Origin of the sequence: Pseudomonas sp. NY11955 (genome assembly GCF_048068035.1) — a bacterium.
GTDB lineage: Bacteria > Pseudomonadota > Gammaproteobacteria > Pseudomonadales > Pseudomonadaceae > Aquipseudomonas.
In genome coordinates, this window is record NZ_JBLUPS010000001.1 from 125,524 (window position 1) to 148,905 (window position 23,382).

General features: G+C 64.8%; 21 protein-coding genes. 11 read left to right on the top strand and 10 right to left on the bottom strand.

The genetic code is table 11. The features are described from left to right. Positions 1 to 32 precede the first annotated feature (32 nt). Both ACNFBR_RS00535 and ACNFBR_RS00540 read left to right on the top strand, forming a co-directional pair. A complete protein-coding gene (locus ACNFBR_RS00535; RefSeq protein ID WP_416733245.1) occupies positions 33 to 947 on the top strand; it encodes a histone deacetylase in 915 nt (304 codons plus the stop codon). Positions 948 to 1,095: 148 nt separating this feature from the next. Next, positions 1,096 to 2,331, top strand: coding sequence for a TIGR03862 family flavoprotein (locus ACNFBR_RS00540; protein ID WP_416733246.1), 1,236 nt, complete (start codon positions 1,096 to 1,098; stop codon positions 2,329 to 2,331). A gap of 123 nt (positions 2,332 to 2,454) precedes the next feature. On the opposite strand, the gene ACNFBR_RS00545 is transcribed toward ACNFBR_RS00540, so the two are convergent. From ACNFBR_RS00545 to ACNFBR_RS00560, 4 genes are all read right to left on the bottom strand, one after another. Then, a complete protein-coding gene (locus ACNFBR_RS00545; RefSeq protein WP_416733247.1) occupies positions 2,455 to 3,786 on the bottom strand; it encodes a DEAD/DEAH box helicase in 1,332 nt (443 codons plus the stop codon). A gap of 55 nt (positions 3,787 to 3,841) precedes the next feature. Next, the gene (yedA, locus tag ACNFBR_RS00550; protein WP_416733248.1) at positions 3,842 to 4,756 is read right to left on the bottom strand and encodes a drug/metabolite exporter YedA; all 915 of its coding nucleotides are present in this window, start codon (positions 4,754 to 4,756) and stop codon (positions 3,842 to 3,844) included. Positions 4,757 to 5,118: 362 nt separating this feature from the next. Further along, a complete protein-coding gene (locus ACNFBR_RS00555) occupies positions 5,119 to 5,598 on the bottom strand; it encodes an NYN domain-containing protein (protein WP_416733249.1) in 480 nt (159 codons plus the stop codon). Between the two features lie 99 nt (positions 5,599 to 5,697). Further along, the gene (locus ACNFBR_RS00560) at positions 5,698 to 6,462 is read right to left on the bottom strand and encodes a DUF2076 domain-containing protein (RefSeq protein WP_416733250.1); all 765 of its coding nucleotides are present in this window, start codon (positions 6,460 to 6,462) and stop codon (positions 5,698 to 5,700) included. Between the two features lie 167 nt (positions 6,463 to 6,629). Here ACNFBR_RS00560 and ACNFBR_RS00565 point away from each other — a divergent pair, with 167 nt between their 5' ends. Together ACNFBR_RS00565 and ACNFBR_RS00570 are read left to right on the top strand one after the other, a co-directional pair. After that, entirely contained in the window at positions 6,630 to 7,286 is a 657-nt protein-coding gene (locus ACNFBR_RS00565; protein WP_416733251.1) for a YciC family protein, read from the top strand. A gap of 87 nt (positions 7,287 to 7,373) precedes the next feature. Further along, the gene (locus ACNFBR_RS00570) at positions 7,374 to 7,865 is read left to right on the top strand and encodes a hypothetical protein (RefSeq protein WP_416733252.1); all 492 of its coding nucleotides are present in this window, start codon (positions 7,374 to 7,376) and stop codon (positions 7,863 to 7,865) included. Between the two features lie 18 nt (positions 7,866 to 7,883). Here the strand turns inward: ACNFBR_RS00570 and hrpB are convergent, their stop codons facing one another. Beyond that, positions 7,884 to 10,412: an ATP-dependent helicase HrpB gene (gene hrpB, locus ACNFBR_RS00575; protein WP_416733253.1), complete on the bottom strand. Its 2,529-nt coding sequence runs from the start codon at positions 10,410 to 10,412 to the stop codon at positions 7,884 to 7,886. Between the two features lie 116 nt (positions 10,413 to 10,528). Between hrpB and ACNFBR_RS00580 the strand changes: the two genes are divergently transcribed. Both ACNFBR_RS00580 and ACNFBR_RS00585 read left to right on the top strand, forming a co-directional pair. Beyond that, complete coding sequence (locus ACNFBR_RS00580; protein ID WP_416733254.1) at positions 10,529 to 10,948, top strand: polyribonucleotide nucleotidyltransferase; 420 nt, start codon at positions 10,529 to 10,531, stop codon at positions 10,946 to 10,948. A 22-nt stretch (positions 10,949 to 10,970) separates the two neighbouring features. Next, positions 10,971 to 11,843, top strand: a complete 873-nt coding sequence (locus ACNFBR_RS00585) for a cation diffusion facilitator family transporter (RefSeq protein WP_416733255.1) — start codon at positions 10,971 to 10,973, stop codon at positions 11,841 to 11,843. A 45-nt stretch (positions 11,844 to 11,888) separates the two neighbouring features. Here ACNFBR_RS00585 and ACNFBR_RS00590 read toward each other — a convergent pair whose 3' ends face one another. After that, complete coding sequence (locus tag ACNFBR_RS00590) at positions 11,889 to 12,725, bottom strand: DUF6515 family protein (RefSeq protein WP_416733256.1); 837 nt, start codon at positions 12,723 to 12,725, stop codon at positions 11,889 to 11,891. A gap of 393 nt (positions 12,726 to 13,118) precedes the next feature. Here ACNFBR_RS00590 and ACNFBR_RS00595 point away from each other — a divergent pair, with 393 nt between their 5' ends. Both ACNFBR_RS00595 and ACNFBR_RS00600 read left to right on the top strand, forming a co-directional pair. Continuing rightward, positions 13,119 to 13,595, top strand: a complete 477-nt coding sequence (locus tag ACNFBR_RS00595; protein ID WP_003249795.1) for an Lrp/AsnC family transcriptional regulator — start codon at positions 13,119 to 13,121, stop codon at positions 13,593 to 13,595. A 54-nt stretch (positions 13,596 to 13,649) separates the two neighbouring features. After that, complete coding sequence (locus tag ACNFBR_RS00600; RefSeq protein WP_110746051.1) at positions 13,650 to 13,853, top strand: DUF2788 domain-containing protein; 204 nt, start codon at positions 13,650 to 13,652, stop codon at positions 13,851 to 13,853. A 115-nt stretch (positions 13,854 to 13,968) separates the two neighbouring features. Here ACNFBR_RS00600 and ACNFBR_RS00605 read toward each other — a convergent pair whose 3' ends face one another. The 4 genes from ACNFBR_RS00605 to ACNFBR_RS00620 all read right to left on the bottom strand — a co-directional run bounded on the left by ACNFBR_RS00605 (position 13,969) and on the right by ACNFBR_RS00620 (position 20,261). Continuing rightward, entirely contained in the window at positions 13,969 to 14,607 is a 639-nt protein-coding gene (locus ACNFBR_RS00605; RefSeq protein ID WP_416733257.1) for a pseudouridine synthase, read from the bottom strand. A 6-nt stretch (positions 14,608 to 14,613) separates the two neighbouring features. Next, positions 14,614 to 16,077 carry an AMP nucleosidase gene (gene amn, locus ACNFBR_RS00610; RefSeq protein ID WP_416733258.1) on the bottom strand — a complete coding sequence of 488 codons (1,464 nt, stop codon included), beginning with the start codon at positions 16,075 to 16,077 and terminating at the stop codon, positions 14,614 to 14,616. 105 nt (positions 16,078 to 16,182) lie between these two features. Further along, on the bottom strand, positions 16,183 to 17,835 hold the full coding sequence (locus ACNFBR_RS00615) for an acyl-CoA dehydrogenase family protein (RefSeq protein ID WP_416733259.1): 1,653 nt from the start codon (positions 17,833 to 17,835) through the stop codon (positions 16,183 to 16,185). 437 nt (positions 17,836 to 18,272) lie between these two features. Beyond that, positions 18,273 to 20,261: a 7TM diverse intracellular signaling domain-containing protein gene (locus tag ACNFBR_RS00620; protein WP_416733260.1), complete on the bottom strand. Its 1,989-nt coding sequence runs from the start codon at positions 20,259 to 20,261 to the stop codon at positions 18,273 to 18,275. A 265-nt stretch (positions 20,262 to 20,526) separates the two neighbouring features. Here ACNFBR_RS00620 and ACNFBR_RS00625 point away from each other — a divergent pair, with 265 nt between their 5' ends. From ACNFBR_RS00625 to hemL, 3 genes are read left to right on the top strand one after another with little or no spacing between them, the layout of a single operon-like run. After that, positions 20,527 to 21,324, top strand: a complete 798-nt coding sequence (locus ACNFBR_RS00625; RefSeq protein ID WP_416733261.1) for a hydroxymethylpyrimidine/phosphomethylpyrimidine kinase — start codon at positions 20,527 to 20,529, stop codon at positions 21,322 to 21,324. A gap of 13 nt (positions 21,325 to 21,337) precedes the next feature. Then, positions 21,338 to 21,961 (top strand): thiamine phosphate synthase, encoded by a 624-nt coding sequence (thiE, locus tag ACNFBR_RS00630; protein WP_416733262.1) that lies wholly within the window; start codon positions 21,338 to 21,340, stop codon positions 21,959 to 21,961. Positions 21,962 to 21,976: 15 nt separating this feature from the next. Further along, entirely contained in the window at positions 21,977 to 23,260 is a 1,284-nt protein-coding gene (hemL, locus tag ACNFBR_RS00635; RefSeq protein ID WP_416733263.1) for a glutamate-1-semialdehyde 2,1-aminomutase, read from the top strand. Positions 23,261 to 23,382 lie beyond the last annotated feature (122 nt).

Below are 23,382 nucleotides of genomic sequence, written 5' to 3' on the forward strand. Positions count from 1 at the left end.
AGATCAGCACTGGCCCCGATTGTGAACACCCCATGCCGCTGCCGCTGATCTACCACGAAGACTACAGCCCGGAGTTCCCCGCCGAACACCGCTTCCCGATGGACAAGTTCCGCCTGCTGCACGACCACCTGATCGACAGCGGGCTGACCACCGACCAGGCCCTGCTGCGCCCGGACATCTGCCCCAACGATATTCTCGCCCTGGCCCACGACCGCAGCTACATCGAGCGCTACATGAACGGCGAGCTGTCGCGCGAGGACCAGCGCCGCCTCGGCCTGCCCTGGAGCGAAGCCCTGGCCCGGCGCACGGTACGCGCAGTCGGTGGCTCGCTGCTGACGGCCGAGATGGCGCTGCAGCATGGCATTGCCTGCCACCTGGCCGGTGGCACCCACCATGCCCATTACGACCACCCGGCCGGCTTCTGTATCTTCAACGACCTGGCAGTGATCAGCCGCTACCTGCTGGCGGCTGGCCGGGTACACCGGGTACTGATTTTCGACTGCGACGTGCATCAGGGCGACGGCACCGCGCGCATCCTGCACGACACGCCAGAGGCCATCACCGTGTCGCTGCACTGCGAGCAGAACTTCCCGGCGCGCAAGGCACAAAGCGACTGGGACATTCCCCTGCCCCGAGGTATGGGCGACACCGCCTACCTGAAGGTGGTGGACGATGCCCTCAACTACCTGCTGCCGCTGTATCAGCCCGACCTGGTGCTGTATGACGCCGGTGTCGATGTGCACAAGGACGACGCCCTGGGCTACCTGCAGCTGACCGACGCTGGCGTTGCCGCCCGTGACGAAGCCGTGCTACGTCACTGCCTGGGCCGCGATATCCCGGTGGTGGGCGTGATCGGCGGCGGTTACAGCAAGGACCGCGCAGCCCTGGCCAAGCGCCACGGCATCCTTCACCACAGCGCGGCACGCGTCATCGGTTGTTCACAATGACTGTGGAACCGCTTGTGGATAACCTGCGGGAAAGGCGCTGCAGCCCTTAGCCAGTAAGGCCTGCAGAACACTGACTATTTTTTGACCAGTGCTTGCAGGGCCAGTGCTGCGCTAGAATGCGGCTCTTTTCCACAGTCTGCTGCCCACCATGCCCGATCTGAGCCCCACCTCCCCTCCCCTCGCTGTCGTCATCGGTGGCGGCCCTGCCGGCCTGATGGCCGCCGAAGCCATGGCCCAGGCGGGCCTGGCGGTCGAGGTGTTCGATGCCATGCCTTCGGTTGGGCGCAAGTTCCTGCTGGCGGGCGTCGGCGGCATGAACATCACCCATTCCGAGCCCTATCCGGCGTTCGTGGCCCGCTATGCCGAACGCCAGGGCCAGATCGATGGCCTGCTGCGCGACTTCGACGCCGACGCGTTGCGCCAGTGGATTCACGGGCTGGGCATCGAAACCTTCGTCGGCACCTCTGGCCGGGTGTTCCCTACCGACATGAAAGCCGCGCCGTTGCTACGTGCCTGGCTCAAGCGCCTGCGCGACAGCGGGGTAGTTATCCACACCCGCCATCGCTGGCTGGGTTGGCACACAGATGGCGCCTTGCGGATTGCTTATCCACAGGGCGAACGGCAGGTAAAAGCCGCCGTCGTGGTACTGGCGCTGGGGGGTGCCAGCTGGGCGCGATTGGGCTCCGACGGCAGCTGGCAAGCGCTGCTGGCCGAACGGTCTGTGGATATCTCGCCCTTGCAGCCGAGCAACTGCGGTTTTGAAGTGCAAGGCTGGAGCCCCTTGCTCAAGGACAAGTTCGCCGGTGCTCCGCTGAAGAACATTGCCCTCAGCATTCCGGGCAGCGCGCCGCGCAAGGGCGAGTTCATTCTCACCGCGCAAGGCGTGGAAGGCAGCCTGGTGTATGCCTGGTCAGCACCCGTGCGCGAGGCCATCAACCGTGAAGGGCGTGGGTTGTTGCTGCTCGACCTGCTGCCGGACAAGCCTGTGGACAAAATTGCCCAGGCACTGGCCAAGCCACGGGGCTCACGCTCGATGGCCAAGCACCTGCACAGCCAGCTGGGGATTGACGGGGTCAAGGCCGCGCTGCTGCGCGAGCTGACCGATCAGGCGACCTTTGCCGACCCACAGGCGCTGGCCCGGGCGATCAAGGCCTCGCCGATCACGCTGGTGCGTACGCGACCGCTGGATGAAGCGATCAGCAGCGCCGGTGGGGTGCGTTTCGAGGGGCTGGATGAGGGGTTGATGGTCAAGGGCATGCCGGGGGTGTTCTGTGCCGGCGAGATGCTGGACTGGGAGGCGCCGACCGGGGGGTATTTGCTGACAGCGTGCTTCGCCAGTGGATTGCGCGCCGGACGGGCGGCGGCGGCTTGGCTGAAATCCTGACGGCTATACGGTTCTCTGTGGAAGCGGGCTTGCCCGCGAACACGGGCGAAGCCCGTACCATGCACCGCGGCGTCTGCTTCGCGGGCAAGCCCGCTCCCACAGTGGTCAGCGTTTTCTCCAGCACTACGGCTTGCGCTTGCGCGGCCCACCATTGAAACTCGGCACCTTGCGCACCGCCTTCACCGTCGGCTCTGCACTGCCCGACTCGGTGCTGTCCATCCAGCGCCCCAGCCCGCGCTTGGCGCTGTTTTCTTTCGGCTTCTTGGGCTTCTTCGGCTTCTTGACAACCTGCCCACTGGCATCGGTCATCGGCACCCGGTGATCGGGGATGAAATCAGGTTCTTCATGCCGCGGCAGGGTCTGCCGGGTCAGCACCTCGATAGCCGCCAGCAGTTGCACCTCATCCGCGCACACCAACGAAATCGCCTCGCCCTTGTTGCCCGCCCGCCCGGTACGGCCGATGCGGTGCACGTAGTCCTCGGCCACAATCGGCAGGTCGAGGTTGACCACCAACGGCAGGTCGTCGATATCCAGGCCACGGGCCGCCACGTCGGTCGCCACCAGCACCTGGATCTCGCGGGCTTTGAAGCTGTCCAGCGCGCGCTGGCGGGTGGCCTGCGGGCGGTCGCCGTGGATGCCGTCGGCGTTCACACCTTCGGCCAGCAAGCGCTCCACCAATTGGTCGACACCGTTACGCGTCTTGGCGAACACCAGCACCTGCTTCCAGCGCTGTTTGCGCAGCAGGTGGCAGAACAGGTCGACCTTGCGCTTTTTATCCACAGGCACCAGCCATTGCTTGACGCTGGCGGCCGTGGCATTGCGTGGGCTGACTTCGATGCTTAGCGGATCATTCAGCGCCAGCCCCGCCAGCATGCGGATCTGATCGGAGAACGTCGCGGAGAACAGCAGCGTCTGCCGCTTGCGTGGCAGCGCCGCGTAAACCGATTGCAGCTCTTCGGCAAAACCCAGGTCGAGCATGCGGTCGGCTTCGTCCAGCACCAAGGTTTGCACCTGGTTGAACTTCACGGCGTTCTGCCGGAACAGGTCGAGCAAACGGCCCGGGGTGGCCACCAGCAGGTCGACACCCCGGCGCAGGCGCATCATCTGTGGGTTGATGCTGACGCCGCCATACACCGCGTAGGTGCTCAACGGCAGGTTCTCGGCGTATTCACGCACGTTGGCGTGCACCTGCTCGGCCAGCTCGCGGGTAGGTACCAGCACCAGTGCGCGGATCGAGTTGCTGGCCACCTTCTCGCCTTCCAGCGCCAGGCGCTGCAGCACGGGCAAGGCAAAACCTGCGGTCTTGCCGGTGCCGGTCTGGGCTGCGGCCATCAGGTCGCGGCCGGCCAGCACGGCGGGGATGGCCTTGGCCTGCACCGGGGTCGGGGTGGTGTAGTCCAGTTGCTGCAGGGTGCGCAGCAGCGGTTCGATCAGGCCGAGTTTGGCGAAATTCATGGCAATACCGTCAGGGGGTTCAGCGAAGGCGGCAAGTTTACCGCATCGCTCCTGGCTACTTGCAGATTTCGCCTTGCACCGGCTGCGCGGGCGCCTTGCGCCATTGCGGCAGGCCAATCAGCACCACCGCGCCGATGATCACCGCCATGGCCACGCACTCTTCGGCGCCAATCTGTTCACCGGCAAAGACGATGCCCAGCAGCACGGCCACTGCCGGGTTGACGTAGGCATAGCTGGTGGCGGCTGCCGGGCGCACATGCTTGAGCAGGTACATGTAGGCACTGAACGCCAGGATCGAGCCGAAGAACACCAGGTAGGCCAGCGCCCCCCAGCCTGCGGCGGTGGGCATCTGCGTCATGCGCTCGCCCGACAGCACGCTGCCCAGCAACAGCACCGCACCACCGACCAGCATTTCCGCAGCGCTGGCCATCGGCCCCTGGGGCAGCGGCAAGGTCTTGCTCCACACCGAGCCAAACGCCCAGGATGCCGCCGCGAAAATGATGAGCGCCGCGCCAATCGGGCTTGCCTGCAGGTTGGAGCCCAGGTTCAACAGGCCGATGCCCACCAACCCAAGTGCGATGCCTGCCCACTCCAGCTTCGAATTGCGGTGCCCGAACAACAGGCCGAACAGCAAGGTGAACAGTGGCACCGTTGCCACGGCCAGCGCCGCCACGCCCGACGCCACGCCAGCATGCTCGGCCACAGTTACGCCGCCGTTGCCACAGCTGAGCAGCAGAAAGCCGATCGCCCCTGCCGCCCGCCACTGCGGCCAGGTCGGCGCCGGCACACCGCGCCAGCGCAGAAAACCGTACAGCAGGCCACCGGCAATCAGAAAGCGCACCCCGGCCATGAGCATCGGTGGCCAGCTTTCCACGCCGATGCGAATGAACAGATACGTGGAGCCCCAGACCAAATACAGAGCCAGGAAGGCGCCAATCAGCAACAGCGGGAAACGACGGGAGGCAGGCATGGGGAAAACTCGAAATCCGTTTACGGGTGAGTCAGTTTAACGGGCTGCCTGGGTGCATATACGTTACAGAATGGGATCAAATGAGCGGCACAATTTTGGTGCGTCCGGTTTGGGTCATGGGTTGCCTGGGAGATCGAGCGCCGCCCGCGCGGCGCATCGCGAGCAAGCTCGCTCCTACATTTGTTTCGGGCCAATTATGCCTGTGGGATTTGCGCGCGAACGCCTTGGCGCATGGCGCGATATCGCGTCGTACGAACAGGGCGGTCGCGCGCGTTGGCGCAGGCGTTACTGGCCCGAAACAAATGTAGGAGCGAGCTTGCTCGCGATGCGCCGCGCGGGCGGCGCTCGATCTCACAGGCGACTCAATGTTTAAGCAACAGCGCACCCTCGATGGGCACATAGCGGCTGGCAGCTCGAATCAGTGACAGTGCGGTCAGCCCCGGCACGCCATACACCACGGCTTCGGTGCCATGGCGCTGGATCACCCGCTCCAGCAGCAGGTCGAAATCACCGTCGCCGGAGGCCAGCACCACCTGGTCGACCCGGCTGGCCGCGTCGATCACATCCAGGGTGATGCCCACATCCCAGTCACCTTTGGCCGAGCCATCGCTGCGCTGAATGAAGGGTTTCAGGCGCACATCGAAACCCAGGTTGCGCAGAATCTGCTGGAACTGCTGTTGCTTGGTGTCGCCACGGTCGATGGCATAAGCCACGGCTTCGACGATCTGGCCCTGCCGGCTGACGTCGGCCCACAAGGCGGTGTAGTTGAAATGGCAGCCGTGGGCCTGGCGCACGGTGTAATAGAGGTTCTGCACATCGGCGAACAGCGCGATCTTTTTCACCTGGCAACCTCATGTCTGGCTCGGAATGCTGTGGGAGCGGGCGTGCCCGCGAAGGGCTGCGCAGCAGCCCCCATGAATGCCAGCAGTATGCCAGACCTGTCAGACGTACGAATCGTCGTCCGAGAAGAACCCGCCGTCATCGCTGCCATAATCGTTGTCGGCGTAACCCCCCTGGTCACTGCCCCAACCCCCGTTGTCAGCCACTTGCTGCTGCCCGCCCTGGTCGTTCCAGCCGCCGCTGTCACTGGCCGGGGTTGGTTCTTCCTTGATCACCTCGACCACCTCTTGCGGCTGCGAGTTGTGGTTGAACAGGCTGCTGATACCCTGCGCCAGCAACACACCACCGGCTACCCCGGCGGCGGTCTGCATGGCGCCGCCGAGGAAACTGCTGGCACCACTGCGCGCCGGCGCGGCGCCGAAGCCGGGCTGCGGTGCCTGGGGCTGGGGCTGGGCAAAGCCCGGTGCCGACGGCTCGCGCCAGCCACCACCCGATGCCACCGGGGCAGCAGCGGGGCGCTGCGGCTGTACCGCCGGGGCCGCGTTACGCCCACCCGAGCCAAAGAGGCTGGACAGGAACCCTCCACCGCCATTGCTCGGCGCGCTGCTGGCGGCTTGTGCGGCCTGGGCCTGGGCACGGGCCTGCTGCAGCTCGGCTTCCAGCTGCTTGTTCTGTTCGTCGAGGCGCTTGATCGCGGCCTCCTGCACCAATATTGCCTGGGCCATGTAGTAAGGCGCCGCCGGCTGCTGACGCAGATGTTGCTCGATGCATGCCTGGGCCTGGGCGTCACGCGGCTGGCTCGGGTCTTCGGCTTGCTTGATGCGGCCGAACAGGCCGTCGATCAGGGTTTGTTCTTCAGTGTTCATGGGGCGACCTCATGGGGTAGCGGGACAACGGACAGCGTCAAAGATGGGGCGTACGGGTGCGGGATTCAATCACCGGCGCGGTGAAACTTTTTTCAGCAAGTGACAGCCCCAGGCCTGCTTTGGGCTAAAGTTAGGCCCCTGTTTTTACTGCCATGCGATGTTGACTGATGAATCCGCTGAGCGTTCTGCGCGACTCCCTGTACTTCTTCCGCCGCCACCTGCCGAACATTGTCCAGCTGTGCCTGCCGCTGGTGGTGCTGGAAGCCCTGCTCACTCAGTTGCTGTACCGGCAGATGGGCGACCAGGCATCACCGGCCTACGGCATGCTGGTCAGCCTGCTGTTCTACCCGCTGTACAGCGCCGCGCTGATTCTCTACCTCGATACCCGCAGCAAAGGCCAGGAAATCGCCAAGCGCGACCTGTTCGCCCGCGCCCTGCAACTGTGGCCACAACTGGCGTTGCTGATCCTGATCAGCTCACTGCTGATCATGGCTGGCCTTGCGCTGTTCATCTTCCCGGGCGTGTGGATCATGATCAACCTGGTGTTCGCCGAGTACCTGCTGGTACTGCGCGGCCGCCCGGTGATGCTGGCGATGCGCGAAAGCGCCAGCATGACCACCGGGCACTTCATGCGCATCATGATCTGCGTGGTCGCCGTATTGGCGCCGATCTGGCTGATCGACGGGCTGCTGCTGATGGCCTTTCCCGAGCCATCGCCGGGCATGGAACTGGCCATGGACAGCCTCAGCGGCTTCCTGCAGCTGTTCAGCACCGTGGTGCTGTACCGCCTGTTCATGCTGCTGGAAGGCGAAGCCGACGCCTGAGGCAACCAGGGAAAGCCTTCGATCTGCCTGGGCACCGCGCCTGGGCATTAGGGTGTAAAGCCTTCAATGCCTATCGAGGAAAGCACCATGGACGAATACATTCAGGCGGAATTTGCCAAGTCGTTTCGCGGCAAGCTGTACGTGCTCGACGCTGACCAGTATATCCCGCTGCGCCTGAGCCGCAGCAGCGACAAGTTTTCCTGGGGCATCACCCCCGAGGATGACTGGTTGCAGGCTGGAGGACGGCAAGACTCGCCGGTGATGGACTTTCATTACCACTCGCAGACCGACAATCGCCTGCAGTACCACATCAGCATGCCTGGGCAACCACAATCCAAGAAACTGGGCATCAGCCGTAATGGCTACCTGGGCTTCTACTGGTATGCCGACGTCACCGACTACTGGAAGATCGAGCCATTGGAGCTGACCGGGGTAGGCCTGGTCTGCCATCTGCGCGACCACCGAGGCCACAGGGTTGGCGCCATCGAGGATTCGCCACACAAAAGCAGAGACTGGGTGGCCTTGCTCAATGTCGAGGAAGGTGAAGTGCTCACCTTCATGCTCGTACCGCTCGACTGACAGCTGACCCGGCCAGGCTCAAGTCCCCCGAGGCTTGGCCCGCGCCGTAGCCTCGGCCACCAAGGGGTCGTCAGGCCAGTAGTGCTTCGGGTACCGCCCCTTCAAATCCTTCTTCACCTCGGCATAGGTGGTGCGCCAGAAGTTGGCCAGGTCTTGGGTCACCTGCACCGGCCGGCGTGCCGGTGACAGCAGGTGCAGCTTGACCTGCTGGCGGCCATTGGCGATGCGTGGGGTGTCAGCAAGGCCGAACAGCTCCTGCAAACACACGGCGAGCACCGGCGGGCTCTCGCTGTAGTCCAGACGAATGTTCGAGCCGGACGGCACCGCCAGGTGCGCGGGGGCCTGCTCTTCCAGGCGCTGTGGCAGCGGCCAGGGCAACAGGTTGCGCAGCAGCGACGGCAGGTCCAGCGCGGCAAAGTGGCTGAGGCGCGACACCTTGCCCAGGTAGGGCTGCAGCCAGTCCTCCAGGCTGGCGAGCAAGGCCTCGTCGCCCAGGTCGGGCCATTCGCTGTGGCCATCCTTTTCCAGGTCCAGCTGGCGCAGCAGCGCCACTCGTGCCTGCCACTGACGCAGCTCTGGCGTCCAGGTCAGCAGGTTCAGGCCCTTGCGTCGGACCAGGCCTAGCAGCGCCTGGGCCTTGGCATCGTCATCCAGGCCGGGTAGCGGCTCACGGCTGAGGACCAGCTCGCCAACCTTGACCTGCCGCTCGGCGCGCAACACCTGCTCGCGCTCGTCCCAATCAAGGATATCGACACGCTCGACCTGCTCGGCCAACACGCCATCGAGCAAGGCCGGGTCGAATTCGGCGGCCAGGTAGATGCGCTCCTCACGCTGCCCTTGGCGGCTGCCCAGGTCGGCGATCACCAACCAGGGGCACTTCATCAATGCGTCAACTTCGGCAAACAGCGCCGCACGGCCGTTAGCCAACCGATATTCCGCCCCGCCTTCGCGGCGCTGCAGGGCGACGCGGTCGGGGTAGGCCAGCGCCAGAAGCGCGCCCAGCCAGCGCGAGTGGTCCGGGTCGGCAACCGGCGCTCCGGCCCTGCCTCGTAACAGGCCACGGTACTGGCGGGCCAGCTGACGAGCACGCTGCACACCACCTTGGCCGCCACGCGCAGCCTTGCTCTCGCCGCTGACCAGCGCCAGCCGGCTGTGCAAGTCGGCACCACCACCGCGCTGGATATCCCGCTCCCCCAGCAGTGCGGCCACATCGCAGGCCATCTGGGCCAGGCCCAGGTCCTGGCCACGCAGTAGCAAATGCGCGATGCGTGGGTGCGCCGGCAGTTCGGCCATGGCCTGGCCGTGTTCGCTGAGATTGTCACGGTTGCCAGGCTTGAAGGCATTGAGCCGCGCCAGCAGGTCCTGGGCTTGGGCAAACGCGGCAGGCGGCGGCTGGTCGAGCCAGCGCAACTGCTCGGGGGTAACGCCCCAGCGCGCCAGTTGCAGGGCCAGCCCGGCCAGGTCGGCCTGGAGAATTTCGGCGCTGCCATGGGCGGCCAGTTGGTCATGCTGGGCCTCGGACCACAGGCGGTAGCACACGCCGGGCTCCAGGCGGCCGGCCCGGCCGGCGCGCTGGGTGGCGCTGGCGCGGGAGATGCGCTGGGTGTCCAGGCGCGTCATGCCGCTGCCAGGGTCGAAGCGTGGCACCCGGGCCAGGCCGGCATCGATCACCACCCGCACGCCATCGATGGTCAGGCTGGTTTCGGCAATGTTGGTGGCCAGCACCACCTTGCGCAGGCCCTTGGCCGGCGGGTCGATGGCGGCGCGCTGGGCATTGAGATCGAGTTCGCCATGCAGTGGGCAGAGCAGAATGTCGGGCCGATCGCCCAAGGCCTCCTGCAGGCTCTGGTGCACTCGACGGATCTCGGCCTGGCCGGGCAGAAATACCAGCACGCTGCCGGTTTGGTCGGCCAGCGCCTGCAGCACGCTGTCCACCACCCGTGGTTCGATGAACTCGCCGGGCTGGAACGGTCGCCCCCAACGGATATCCACCGGATGCATGCGGCCTTCGCTGCTGACCACCGGCGCATCGTCCAGCAACCGCGACAGGCGCTCGCCTTCCAGGGTGGCGGACATCAGCAGAATCTTCAGCGGCGGGTCGTCACGCAGCAACTCGCGGCCATTGAGGCTCAACGCCAGGGCCAGGTCGGCATCCAGGCTGCGCTCGTGAAATTCGTCGAAGATCAGCAGGCCTACACCTTCCAGCGCCGGGTCGGCCTGCAGGCGGCGGGTGAGGATGCCCTCGGTCACCACTTCGATACGGGTTTTCGGCCCGACCTTGCTGTCCAGGCGGATACGGTAGCCCACCGTTTCCCCCACCTGCTCGCCCAGTTCGCTGGCCAGCCGTTCGGCAGCCGCTCGCGCCGCCAGGCGCCGCGGTTCGAGCATGAGGATGCTCTGCCCGGCCAGCCACGGCTCGTTCAGCAGCGCCAGCGGCACGCGGGTGGTCTTGCCGGCGCCGGGCGGCGCCTCAAGCACCGCTTCGTCACGGTTTGCCAGGGCCTGGCGCAAGGCGGGCAAGGCAGCATCAATGGGTAATGAAATCATGGTGGTCCTCGAACAGTCTGGCGAGTATAACGGCGAACCCAGCCTGCTCTATCATGGTCTTAACATCAGGCGCAGGCGCTTCGCTTGCCCTGCTGAACACCTTCTCGGAGATTTACATGCGCATCTCGACCCGCGTCATCGGCGGCGCCCTCATTGCTACCCTGCTGACCCAACTGACGGCCTGCGGCACCATTTTCTACCCGGACCGTCGCGGCCAGATCGGCGGCAAGATCGACCCTGTGGTGGCCGCAATGGACGCCATCGGCATTCTGTTCTACGTGATCCCGGGGCTGATCGCCTTCGGCATCGACTTCGCCACGGGCGCCATCTACTACCCAGGTGGCCGCACCGCCCAAGTCGACCCGGCCAAGCTGCAAGAAGCTGTCAGCCCTGACGGCAAAATCGACAACCTGAAATTGCAGGCCATTCTCGAAAGCGAACTGGGCCAGCGCCTGCCGCTGAACGACCCACGGCTGATCCAGCACCGCGGCAGCGTCGAGCAACTGGCCAGCCTGGGCCTGGTGCCGGCCGCCTGAGCCACAAGGACACCGACCACGGATGATCACCACCCCGGCTGAACACCAGCGCCTGCTGCGCCTGGCCACCCGCGCGTCACTGGCGGTGGCCAGCATCCTGGTGCTGAGCAAGTCGCTGGCCTGGTGGCTGAGCGGCTCGGTGAGCCTGCTGGCCGGGCTGACCGATTCGGCACTGGACGCCGTAGCCTCGTTCCTCAACCTGCTGGCGGTGCACTATGCCCTGCGCCCGGCAGACGATGATCACCGGTTCGGCCATGGCAAGGCCGAGGCCCTGGCCGGCATGGCGCAGGCGCTGTTCATCGGGGTCAGTGCGGTACTCATTGGCGTGCAGGCGTTCGAGCGCCTGCACACGCCGCAACCCTTGGGCGATACCGGTGTGGGTATTGCAGTGATGCTGCTGTCACTGGTGCTGACCCTTGCCTTGCTGGCACTTCAGCGCAAGGTCATTCGCCTGACCGGCTCCACCGCGGTGCGGGCCGACTCCCTGCATTACCGCTCGGACCTGCTGCTGAACAGCAGCATTCTGCTGGCCCTGTTACTGGCACGCTTTGGCTGGCCACAGCTGGATGCGCTGTTCGGCCTGGGCATTGCTTGCTACATACTCTGGAGCGCCCTGCAGATTGCCCGCGAAAGCACGGCGATCCTGATGGACAAGGAACTGCCTGGCGATGTGGGCGAAGACATGGCCACGCTGGTGCTGGCCATTCCAGGCGTGAAAGGCGTGCACGACCTGCGTACGCGGGTGTCGGGCAGCCAGTGGTTCGTGCAATTGCACCTGGAGCTGCCAGGGCAGCTACCGCTGCATGATGCACACGGCTTGTGCGTGGAGGCCTCGCGGGTGATCCGCCAGCGTTATCCACAGGCGGATGTGATGGTGCACGCCGACCCGGTGTAAATCTATTCCGGCCCTATCGCCGGCAAACAGACGGCATACCGGGCGTCAGTTGATGCTGTATCCCCGGCCGCTGAAGCAGGCCCCCAGCGCCCGCCGGTAGTTATCGAGCACATTGGCCGGCGGCGCGTACGTCGCCGTGGCCGGGTCGAAGCCCGACTGGCTCACCGCCCAGCGGTGGCACTGGTAGCGGTCCTGCTCCTGCTGTTCCTGCCCCTGGCCATACATTGGGTAAGCCACCACGTCATATCCACCGTTTGCCGGTGCCACCGCGACGGGCGCCGGCACGCCGACCGGTGGGTTCACCACCACATACTCCTGGCTGCTCGCCAAGTACTGGTAATAGGTATCGGCCACCAGGAAGAACAGCGCACCACCCAACCACACTTCCCGCGCATAAGGCGGCAGGTAGCTGACCCGCACACCGTAAGGCGGGGTCACCACGATGTAGCTGCCACCATGGGGGCGGTACCAGTAGCCGCCGGAGTAGAAGTAGTCAGCGCCACGGTACGGCACTTTCCAGTAGCGGTCGGAAAAATGATCGACGGTGTGCCCCGGGCGATACTGCGGCCCAGGCCCCCAGCCATTGCCATGGCCATCCGGGCGCCCTTGCCAGTCACCGCCGGGCCGTTGCCCCGGGCCACCGGCTTGCCAATGGTGGTCATCACCGTGGCGGCGGGGAATGTCCTGGTAATAACCCTGGCGCGGGGGTTGGGTCTGGCGCACTTCGTCGCGCGAGTTGAGCGAGCGGCCCGGCCCGCCCTCACCCTGCACCTGCTGGCCGCGCTCGCCATGCCCCTCGCCCGGCCCTTCGGCCATGGCCCCGAGGCTGATGCTCAAACCCAGCAAACCAACACCTGCCAACTGCCAGATGCGCGACTTCATGGTATTCCTCTCGGTAGAAAAACTGCGCCCGCAACCAGTCTACCGTGCCCGTCACGCAGGCCAATTAAATTTCCGGACAGAAAAAAGGGAGGCCACAGGGCCTCCCTTCAGGAATTGTCGTCCGTGCTCGGCACTTGTGGCGCCGGCTCACCTCACACCGTCTTCTGGAGGGTGTGTAGCCCGGGGGCCAGCAGATCCTGTTGGATGGCTGGCCGCGACCGCCCGCCTAGGGCGCGTCGCCGTGGACTGATGTCCGGGCAGTGATTCTGGTGATAAAGATACCGGACGGGTTGCGACAGCGGATTGCGAAGATTGCTCAGATAAATAGCACTTGCGCAATTTTTCACCCTGGATTGATAATTCGCCGCAATACGAACAGAAAAGGCAAATGCCATGAGCAAACTTGACCGCTATGACCTGAGCATCCTCGCCGAATTGCAGCGCGATGCGCGCATTTCCAACCAGGAACTGGCCGAACGCATCGGCCTGTCGCCTTCGCCATGCTCGCGTCGGGTCAAGCAACTGGAGGACGACGGCTACATCTCGCGACAGGTCGCCCTGCTCGACCGCAAGAAGCTGGGCCTGAGCCTGACGGCCTATGTGCTGATCGGCATGGACCGCCACACCCCGGAACGCTTCGAAACCTTCGAGGCCGCCATCCGCAACCTGCCACAGGTGCTCGAATGCAGCCTGGTCACCGGCATGGATGCCGACTACCAGCTCAAAGTGGTGGTGCCCGACATGGACCACTACCAGAAACTGCTTCTAGGCAGCCTGACCCGTATCGAAGGCGTCACCAGCGTGCGTTCGAGCTTTGTGCTCAACCAGGTGCTGGCCAGCACTGAGCTGCCATTGACCCACCTGCGCTAAACGCTCACGCCAGCCGGCGTATAATCGAACGCTCAACCTGCCTGGAGAACCCCGATGGATCCCGCCGTATTCGAAGAATGGATGATGATCGTCCTGGTCACCGTGCTGATCGGTTTCATGGGCTTCATCGTCTGGGACCTGGCGAAAAAGTCCAAGGCAGGCAAATTCGGGACTCTGATCCTGTTCTTCGTGCTGGGGCTGGGTGTGTTGGCCTTCATCATCAAGAGCGTAGTGGTGGGGTTTCTCGAAGGGGTGTAATCAAGCCGTCCCCGCGTCCCCCCTGTAGGAGCAGCCTTGTGCTGCGAAGAGGCCATCAAGTTCACCCCCTGCTCAGGCCCTTTCGCAGCACAAGGCTGCTCCTACAGAATGCCTGCTACCGGTGAAGCTTCGCTGCCACTTCACGCCAGCACCCCTGCTCCAGCCCATCCAGCGCCCAATCCCCAATCCGCACCCGCACCAGGCGCAAGGTCGGCAGCCCCACCGCCGCCGTCATCCGACGCACCTGGCGGTTACGCCCCTCGCGGATCACCAACTCCAGCCAGCTGGTCGGCACGCTCTTGCGAAACCGCACTGGCGGGTTGCGCGGCCATAGCTCAGGCTCTTCCAGGCGCCGCACCTCTGCCGGCAAGGTCGGCCCGTCGTTCAACTCGACGCCATCACGCAAACGCTGCAACTGCTCGTCGCTTGGCTCGCCTTCCACCTGCACCCAGTAGGTCTTGGCCAGCTTGTGCTTCGGGTCGGCAATCCGCGCCTGCAGCCCACCATCGTTGGTCAGCAACAGCAGGCCTTCGCTGTCACGGTCCAACCGACCGGCCGGGTAAACGCCCGGGATGTCGATGAAGTCCTTGAGCGTCGCGCGCCCTTCGCCGTCGCTGAACTGGGTCAGCACGTCGAACGGTTTGTTGAACAGGATCAGGCGCGGCTCGGCCGGTGGCGCCTTGGCCTGGCGACGCGGGCCGGCGGCAGGCCGCGCCTGGGGGCGGCGCGGCTTGTTACGGGGTGGCAGTGACATGGATCCTCAGCGGAACGGCGGCTCATCGAAGCTGCGCAGTTTACGCGAGTGCAGCGAGTTGAGCTCGGTGCGCAACAGGTCGAGGGCAGCAATGCCGATCTTCAGGTGCTGGCTGACCGCCCGGTTGTAGAAGGCGTTGGCCGAACCCGGCAGCTTGATCTCGCTGTGCAGCGGTTTGTCGGACACACACAGCAAGGTGCCGTACGGCACCCGCAGACGATAGCCCTGGGCAGCGATGGTGCCGCTTTCCATGTCCACCGCCACCGCACGCGACAGGTTGATCAGCGGGCGCTCCTGAGCCCAGCGCAGCTCCCAGTTGCGGTCATCGTAGGTGAGCACGGTGCCGGTGCGCAGGCGCTTCTTCAGCTGTTCGCCACGCTCGCCAGTGACCTGCGCGGCAGCTTCCTGCAAAGCCAGTTGCACCTCGGCCAAGGCCGGGATCGGAATATTAGGCGGCACAACCCGGTCGAGAATGCCGTCGCGGCGCATGTAGGCGTGGGCCAATACATAGTCGCCAATGGTTTGCGACTGCCGCAGGCCACCACAGTGGCCGATCATCAGCCAGCAGTGCGGGCGCAGTACCGCCAGGTGGTCGGTGATGTTCTTGGCATTGGACGGGCCGACCCCGATGTTGACCAGGGTTATGCCGTCGCCGTCGGCGGCGATCAGGTGGTAGGCCGGCATCTGGTAGCGGTGCCAGACCACGCTGGCTACCAGGGCCTGGGTTTCGCCGTGGTCCATGCCCTTCTCGATCACCACGTTGCCCGGCAGCACCATGCGCACGAAGCGCGGGTCGTCACGCAGCTGTTCCAGGCCATGGCTGATGAACTGGTCGACATAACGGTGGTAGTTGGTCAGCAGGATCCATGGCTGCACATGACGCCAGTCGCTGCCGGTGTAGTGCACCAGGCGGCGCAATGAGAAATCGACGCGCGCGGCATCGAACAGCGCCAGCGGCAGAACCTCGGCACGGTCCCAGTCGTAAAGGCCATCGGCGATACTGTCGGTGGCGGCCGACAGGTCGGTACTGGGGAACACTCGCGCAAGCTGCGCGGCGGTAATACCGCTGCCGGCCAGTTCGTCGCCCTGATCGACCACATAGGGGTACGGGATGTTCTGTTCGCTGACGCCGACTTCCACGGTGACGGTGTAGTCGTGCATCAGCGGGCGCAGTTGCTCCAGCAGGTAGCCTCGGAACGCGGCTGGCTGGGTGACGGTAACGCTGTAGGTGCCAGCCACCTGGACCTTGGCGTAGGCACGCGTGGTGGCGGCGACCTCACCGTGGCTGAAGTAGGTCAGGCGCAGCGCTGGGTAGCGGAACAGGTCGCGCTCTTCGGCGTTCGGCTCGGTACGGTCCTTCAGGTAACGCTTGAGGGCCTGGCTAAGGGCCCCGGTGGCCTGTTCATGCAGGGCCGCCAGACGGTCGACGGCCTGTTCGGGGGTATCAACGACTACAAAAGCGTGGCTCACACTGTGCTTCCTGTCTGGACATGCATGTGAACCATCTTGCCTGCCTTCTGGGTTAAATACACCCCCAATGATCGGTGTCGGGTGCATTCGCGGGCAAGCCCGCGCCTACAACGGCCAGGCAGGTGTAGCCCTGATGACCAACGCCTGCGCATCCACACCTCGTGGCAGCGCCCCATACACCCGACCACCGCCCGTCAGGCGGCTGCCGATGAAGGCATCGCTGACCACCGCATTGCCCGCCTCCAGCAGCAGCTTGGCCTGCAACGCCAGGGCTATATCCTCGGTCAACTGCCGCGCCCGGTACTGAATGTCGCCCGTGTCGGCAAACGCCCCCTTGAGGTTACCGATGTGCGCTGCCAAGCGAGGGTCACCATGCCCGTCGCCCAGTTCGGCGAACAACGCATCGAGCACGCCCGGCTCCTTGGACAACGCCCGCAGCACATCCAGGCATTGCACGTTACCCGAGCCTTCCCAGGTCGAGTTGACCGGCGCCTCGCGGTACAGCCTTGGCAGAATGCTGTCTTCCACATAGCCCGCGCCACCCAGGCATTCGGCGGCCTCGTTGATCATGGCCGGCGCACGCTTGCAGATCCAGTACTTGCCCACCGCCGTGACCAGCCGGGCGAAATGCGCCTGCTGCGGGTCGTCCGGTTGCTCCAGCGCCTGGCCCATGCGCAAGCTCAGGGCTAGCGCGGCCTCGCTTTCCAGGGCCAGGTCGGCCAGCACGTTCTGCATCAGAGGCTGCTCATTGAGCAGCCGCCCACCAACCTTGCGGTGCGCGCAGTGGTGGGCAGCCTGGGTCAATGCCTGGCGCATCAGGGCGCTGGAGCCGACCATGCAGTCGAAGCGGGTCATGGCCACCATCTCGATGATGGTCGGCACGCCCCGCCCTTCTTCGCCGATCATCCACGCCAGCGCACCACGGAACTCCACCTCGCTGGAGGCGTTGGAGCTGTTGCCCAGCTTGTTCTTCAGGCGCTGGATATAGAACTGGTTGCGGCTGTCATCCGGGCGGTGGCGCGGCAGCAGGAAGCAGCTCAGGCCTTTTTCGGTCTGGGCCAAGGTCAGGAAGGCATCGCACATGGGCGCCGAGCAGAACCACTTGTGGCCGACCAGCTCGTAGGCCTGGCCTGGGCCCGGCGCACCGACCGGGTAGGCCCGCGTGGTATTGGCGCGCACATCGGTGCCGCCCTGCTTTTCGGTCATGGCCATGCCCAGGGTGACCCCGGCCTTGTGCCGGTCGCCGACGTTGCGTGGGTCGTATTCGCAGGCCAGGATTTTCGGCAGCCAGTATTCGGCCAGTTCGGGCTGCAAGCGCAGCGCCGGCACGGCGGCGAAGGTCATGGTCAGTGGGCAACCGGTGCCAGCCTCGGCCTGGCTGTGCAGGTAGGTCATCGACGCCCGTGCCACATGGGCGCCCGCGCGGGGTTCGGCCCATGGCAACGAGGGCAGGCCGTGCTCGACGGCGGTGCGCATCAGTTCGTGATAGGCCGGGTGGAACTCGACCAGGTCGATGCGATGGCCGTAACGGTCGTGGCTGCTGAATTCGGGTTTGTGCGCGTTGGCCAGGAAACCCGCCTGCATCAGTGGGCCGCCGGCCAGGGCACCGTAGGCATCGATCCGCGACTCGGCCCAGCCTGCGCCGAAACGCCGTGACCACTCTTGCAATGGCAGGTCGAGGCGATACAGGTTGGCGCCATCGAGGGGTGGGGGCTGGTTGGTGACTTCGTGGGTTTCAGCGTACTGGTGCAGGTTCATCGGGGGCTCCTGGATCCGGGTAGGCTTGAGACACCCAGTGAAGCACTGACTGCGGGGGAGTCAAAGGGGCATTAATGACTAAACGTGGGGTGGGGGGGCGCATGTCTTTAGGGGGTGTCTGGGCTGGCAGGTGTTCGCCTCAAGATGTTCAGCGGCTGTGAGATCGAGCGCCGCCCGCGCGGCGCATCGCGAGCAAGCTCGCTCCTACATTTGTTTCGAGCCAGTTAATCCTGAGGCAGAGGCGCGCGGCCCCTTGGCGTTCACCTCGATATCGGGTCGGGCAAACAAGGCGGTCGCGCGCGTTGGCGCAGGTGTTACTGGCCCGAAACAGATGTAGGAGCGAGCTTGCTCGCGATGCGCCGCGCGGGCGGCGCTCGATCTCACAGCCGCTAAACATCTTAAGGCGAACACCTTTCAGCCCCCCCAAGGCTATGCCTTCAAAGCGAACGCCGCGCCTGCTGGATGCTCGGGCTCATCTGCACCTGCGAAATCGCCATGTTCACACTCAACTCAAACCGGCTGCCCAACCCGCGCGTCGACTCATGCGACAACCTGGCCCCCAGCAACTCCCCCATCTGCCGGCAAATCGACAAGCCAATCCCCAGCCCGCCATAACGCCGCGTCATCGAACCATCAACCTGGAAGAACCGCTGATACAGCGTCGACTGGTCCAGGTCATCGAAGCCGATGCCGCTATCGCTGACAGTGAACGCCAAGGCCAGATCCCCCGGCCCCACCCGGCGCCCGCGCACCTGGATCATCACCCCGCCCTGATGGGTAAACTTCAACCCGTTGTCCACCAGACAGCCCAGGCAGTGCGCCAGCTTCTGCCCGTCACCAAGCAACTCATCCGGCAGGTCGGCCGGAATATCCAGGCTCAGGTACAAGCCTTTGCCCAGGGCCTGCCCGGCATAACCGGCGCGCACACTCTGCAACAGCGTGCGCAGGCTGAACGGCGCCGGCTGCGCCCGCAGGCGCCCGGCCTGCAGTTCGGACAGGGTGAGGATTGCATCGACCATATCCATCATGCCCTGGGCAGACCCCACCGCCGTGCGATGGTACTGCGCCATTTCAGCCTCCATCGGCAGGGTGTGCATCAGCTCCAGCGAGCCAATCACACCATTCATCGGGGTGCGCAGTTCATGGGTCACGCTGGCCAGAAACTCGTCCTTCAGGCGGTTGCTCCTGGCCAGTTGCAGGTTCAACTGCTCCAGCGTGCGCCCGGTCTCGCGCAAGGTCTGCGCCTGCTGCTCACGCAAGCTGTTGATACGGTCGGCCAGCGCCAGCGACAGCAAGGCCACCTCCAGCGCAGAACCCAACTGGCTGGCATACATGGTGATGAACACATTGGGCAGGTAACCCAGCACCATCAACGTGTTGACCAGGCCTCCGAGCAGAAACGCCGTCCAAGCGATGATGAACCAGCGCGCCACGCGCAAACCGCGCCACCAAGCGTACAAGCCGGCGCTGAAGATGCTGACGGTAAACAGTAGTGCCAGCAGCGTGGCCATGCGCAGGGCTATGCCGTAGGGCATGCTCACCGCCAGTACCATGACCAGCGCGCCACCCAGCATCAGCCACTGCAGCAGCCGGTCGAAGCCACGGCTGATATTGCCAAGCTGAAGGAAATGCCGGGCGAACTGGCAACCGAACAGGCCGGCGGCACCAATGAACAATGGCGTGGAAGCATTCGCCCACCACGGGCTGTCCGGCCAGAAATAGGCTACACCGGCACCGTTCACCGACACCTGGTAAAAGCCGAACGAGGCAATATAGAGGATGTAGTAGAGGTAGCTGACGTCGCGCACGCTGAGGTAAATGAACAGGTTGTACACCAGCATCACCAGCAACACGCCGTAGATCATGCCTAGTACATACAAGCGCGTGGGTTGCTCTTCCAGGTAGGCTTCAGAGGACCACAGCGCCAAAGGCACTTGCACCGAACCCTGGCTGTGCAGCCGCAGGTAGGCGGTAGTTACCTTGCCGGGGGGCAATTGCAGCTCGAACAAGTAATTGTTCTGGCGGATCTGCCGGCTGTCGTAGGGCAAGGCGTCGCCGGTGCGCTGCGCCAGGCGGTACAAGCCGCCGCTGTCAGGCAAATACAGTTCGAGGTGATCCAGCGGCGGGTAGGCCAGTTCCAGCAGCCATTGCCTTGGGGCAGCATTGAATGCGCCAACGGGGCGGAGTTCGACCTTGAGCCAGAACACCGAGGTGGAGTAACCGGCGTTCAGCACGTCTTCATGATGGGAATGAAAGTGCTTGGCGAACTCGGGGGCACTGACCTGGGCGATGCTGGCACTGCCATCGAGGTCTTCATAAACCTGCATGGCCTTGCCCAGCGGAAGATGCCGGGTAGCTTGGTCGAAATCGACCGCCCCAGCCAGTACGGGCAGCAAACCCAGCAGCACAATCAGCAAATAGCGCATACAGCCCCAGCATGGCCTGTCCGGTCGCGTCGCGGTAGCCTCCCATCCGTTTGAGACGACGTGAACCTGCAGAACCCGTTTGTCGAGTTATCCGAGCACTCTAGCATAGCTTCACAACCTGGCAATCGGCCACATAAAAACACAAAGAAAAGGCTCTAACTCAATGCTTTCAGAAGAAAAACAAATACGAATCTGACCGATCGATCAGTAAATCTCCTTTGTCGGACGATCCGCCCAAACAGGTTTGGTGGTAAGCTCGCCGACCATGAATACCTACAGCTCCCGCCCCGTTGTCCTCTGTCTCTCCGGCCACGACCCAAGTGGCGGCGCCGGCTTGCAGGCAGATATCGAAGCCCTGATCGCCCAAGGTTGTCACGCCGCACCCGCGGTGACCGCCCTGACCGTTCAGGATACCGTCAACGTTTCCGACTTCCGCGTGCTCGACCGCGAGTGGGTGCTGGCCCAGGCCAACGCCGTGCTGGCCGACTCCACGGTGGCCGCCGTCAAGCTGGGCATGCTCGGCTCGATCGAGATGGTCGACACCGTCGCCGAACTGCTGGCTGCCCACCCGCACCTGCCGCTGGTCTGCGACCCGGTGCTGCGTGCCGGTGGCGGTGGCCGCCTGGGCAAGGACGAAGTGGGTTACGCCCTGCGCGAACGCCTGCTACCGCTGGCGACCATCGCCACGCCGAACCTGCCCGAAGCACGCATCCTGGCCGAACTGCCCGAAGGCACCGCCGACGAATGCGCCGCGAAACTGTTGCCGTTCTGTAGACACCTGCTGATTACCGGCGGTCACGGCGACGAAGACGAAATTCACAACCGCCTGTACACCCAGGACGGCCAGCAACACACCTGGACCTGCCAGCGCCTGCCCGGCAGCTACCACGGCTCGGGCTGCACCCTGGCCAGCGCCCTGGCCGGCCGCCTGGCCCTTGGCGAGCAGTTGGAAAGCGCCGTGCGCAGCGCCCTGGACTATACCTGGCGCACCCTGCGTGACGCCGAGCAGTTGGGCAAGGGCCAGTACGTGCCGCGCCGCCTGCCCCTGGACTTCTGCTCCTGATACGAGGCCTTCAATGAAGCTACGCGGTCTGTATGCCATCACCGACAGCCAGCTGCTCGCCGGCCGTTTCCTGTCCCATGTCGAGGCGGCTCTGGAAGGCGGCGTGTGCCTGCTGCAGTACCGCGACAAAAGTGACGACGCGGCGCGCCGCCTGCGTGAAGCCGAAGGGCTGATGAAGCTGTGCGAGCGCTACGGCACCCACCTGCTGATCAACGACGACGCCGAACTGGCCGCACGCCTGGGTGTCGGCGTGCACCTGGGCCAGACGGACGGCCCGCTGACCCCAGCCCGCACGCTGCTCGGTCGCCAGGCGATCATCGGCTCCACCTGCCACGCCAGCCTCGACCTGGCCGCCCAGGCGGCCAGCGAAGGCGCCAGCTACGTGGCCTTTGGCCGCTTCTTCAATTCCGTCACCAAGCCGGGCGCGCCCGCTGCCAACGTCGACCTGCTGGAGCAGGCCCGCGCCCAGGTGAAACTGCCGATCGCGGTGATCGGCGGTATCACCCTCGACAACGCCGCCCCGCTGGTCGCCCATGGCGCCGACCTGCTGGCGGTGATCCACGGCCTGTTCGGTGCCGAAAGCGCGCAGGAAGTCACCCGCCGCGCCCGCGCCTTCAACGCCTTGTTCGCATCCTGATTCGAGAGAACTTCCATGTCCCGTTCCGAAGCCCTGTTCGCCCAAGCCCAGAAGCACATCCCCGGTGGCGTCAACTCGCCGGTCCGCGCTTTCAAGAGCGTTGGCGGCACGCCGCTGTTCTTCAAGCATGCCGAAGGCGCCTACGTTGTTGACGAGGACGACAAGCGCTACGTCGACTACGTCGGTTCCTGGGGCCCGATGATCCTCGGCCACGGCCACCCGCAGGTGCTGGACTCGGTACGCAAGCAGCTGGAGCACGGCCTGTCCTATGGCGCGCCGACCGCCATGGAAACCGAAATGGCCGACCTGGTCTGCTCCATCGTGCCGTCGATGGAAATGGTGCGCATGGTCAGCTCGGGCACCGAAGCCACCATGAGCGCCATCCGCCTGGCCCGTGGCTACACCGGCCGCGACGCGATCATCAAGTTCGAAGGCTGCTACCACGGCCACTCCGACAGCCTGCTGGTAAAAGCCGGTTCCGGTTTGCTGACCCAGGGCGTACCTAGCTCGGCAGGCGTGCCAGCGGACTTCGCCAAGCACACCCTGACCCTGCCGTTCAACGACATCGCCGCCGTCGAGAAGACACTGGCCGAAGTCGGCCAGACCGTGGCGTGCATCATCGTCGAGCCGGTGGCCGGCAACATGAACTGCGTACCACCGGCGCCGGGCTTCCTTGAAGGCCTGCGCGAGCAGTGCGACAAGCACGGCGTCGTGCTGATCTTCGACGAAGTGATGACCGGTTTCCGCGTTTCGCTCGGCGGCGCCCAGGGCCACTACGGCATCACGCCCGACCTGTCCACCTTCGGCAAGATCGTCGGCGGCGGCATGCCGGTCGGCTGCTTCGGCGGCAAGCGCGAAATCATGGGCTGCATCGCCCCGCTCGGCCCGGTCTACCAGGCCGGCACCCTGTCGGGTAACCCGCTGGCCATGGCCGCCGGCCTGACCACGCTCAAGCTGATCAGCCGCCCAGGTTTCCACGCCGAGCTGACCGACTACACCAGCCGCATGCTCGACGGCCTGCAGCAGCGCGCCGATGCCGCTGGCGTGCCGTTCGTCACCACCCAGGCCGGTGCCATGTTCGGCCTGTACTTCAGTGGCGCTGACGACATCGTCACCTTCGAAGACGTGATGGCCAGCGATGCCGAACGCTTCAAGCGCTTCTTCCACCTGATGCTCGACGGTGGCGTATACCTGGCGCCGAGCGCGTTCGAGGCGGGCTTCACCTCCATCGCCCATGGCGACAAGGAGCTGCAGATCACCCTGGATGCAGCTGAAAAGGCGTTTGCTGCGCTGAAGTAATTGCCATGCTGTACCGGCCTCTGGACTGCACGCGAAGAGGCCGGTACAGGCAATAATTACCCGCGCAAAACCCGCTGACGCCCCCAACCCAACAGAAATTCGAGTAAAACTTTGTAAGGTTG

Excerpts from the sequence above, each read along its gene's own strand:
- hemL (WP_416733263.1), top strand. The coding sequence starts at position 21,977 with ATGTCCCGTTCCGAAGCCCTGTTCGCCCAAGCCCAGAAGCACATCCCC.
- ACNFBR_RS00590 (WP_416733256.1), bottom strand. The coding sequence starts at position 12,725 with ATGAAGTCGCGCATCTGGCAGTTGGCAGGTGTTGGTTTGCTGGGTTTG.
- ACNFBR_RS00585 (WP_416733255.1), top strand. The coding sequence starts at position 10,971 with ATGATCACCACCCCGGCTGAACACCAGCGCCTGCTGCGCCTGGCCACC.
- ACNFBR_RS00545 (WP_416733247.1), bottom strand. The coding sequence starts at position 3,786 with ATGAATTTCGCCAAACTCGGCCTGATCGAACCGCTGCTGCGCACCCTG.
- ACNFBR_RS00580 (WP_416733254.1), top strand. The coding sequence starts at position 10,529 with ATGCGCATCTCGACCCGCGTCATCGGCGGCGCCCTCATTGCTACCCTG.
- ACNFBR_RS00605 (WP_416733257.1), bottom strand. The coding sequence starts at position 14,607 with ATGTCACTGCCACCCCGTAACAAGCCGCGCCGCCCCCAGGCGCGGCCT.
- ACNFBR_RS00540 (WP_416733246.1), top strand. The coding sequence starts at position 1,096 with ATGCCCGATCTGAGCCCCACCTCCCCTCCCCTCGCTGTCGTCATCGGT.
- ACNFBR_RS00570 (WP_416733252.1), top strand. The coding sequence starts at position 7,374 with ATGGACGAATACATTCAGGCGGAATTTGCCAAGTCGTTTCGCGGCAAG.
- ACNFBR_RS00565 (WP_416733251.1), top strand. The coding sequence starts at position 6,630 with ATGAATCCGCTGAGCGTTCTGCGCGACTCCCTGTACTTCTTCCGCCGC.
- ACNFBR_RS00620 (WP_416733260.1), bottom strand. The coding sequence starts at position 20,261 with ATGCGCTATTTGCTGATTGTGCTGCTGGGTTTGCTGCCCGTACTGGCT.
- ACNFBR_RS00595 (WP_003249795.1), top strand. The coding sequence starts at position 13,119 with ATGAGCAAACTTGACCGCTATGACCTGAGCATCCTCGCCGAATTGCAG.
- ACNFBR_RS00560 (WP_416733250.1), bottom strand. The coding sequence starts at position 6,462 with ATGAACACTGAAGAACAAACCCTGATCGACGGCCTGTTCGGCCGCATC.
- ACNFBR_RS00600 (WP_110746051.1), top strand. The coding sequence starts at position 13,650 with ATGGATCCCGCCGTATTCGAAGAATGGATGATGATCGTCCTGGTCACC.
- yedA (WP_416733248.1), bottom strand. The coding sequence starts at position 4,756 with ATGCCTGCCTCCCGTCGTTTCCCGCTGTTGCTGATTGGCGCCTTCCTG.
- ACNFBR_RS00625 (WP_416733261.1), top strand. The coding sequence starts at position 20,527 with ATGAATACCTACAGCTCCCGCCCCGTTGTCCTCTGTCTCTCCGGCCAC.
- hrpB (WP_416733253.1), bottom strand. The coding sequence starts at position 10,412 with ATGATTTCATTACCCATTGATGCTGCCTTGCCCGCCTTGCGCCAGGCC.
- thiE (WP_416733262.1), top strand. The coding sequence starts at position 21,338 with ATGAAGCTACGCGGTCTGTATGCCATCACCGACAGCCAGCTGCTCGCC.
- ACNFBR_RS00615 (WP_416733259.1), bottom strand. The coding sequence starts at position 17,835 with ATGAACCTGCACCAGTACGCTGAAACCCACGAAGTCACCAACCAGCCC.
- ACNFBR_RS00535 (WP_416733245.1), top strand. The coding sequence starts at position 33 with ATGCCGCTGCCGCTGATCTACCACGAAGACTACAGCCCGGAGTTCCCC.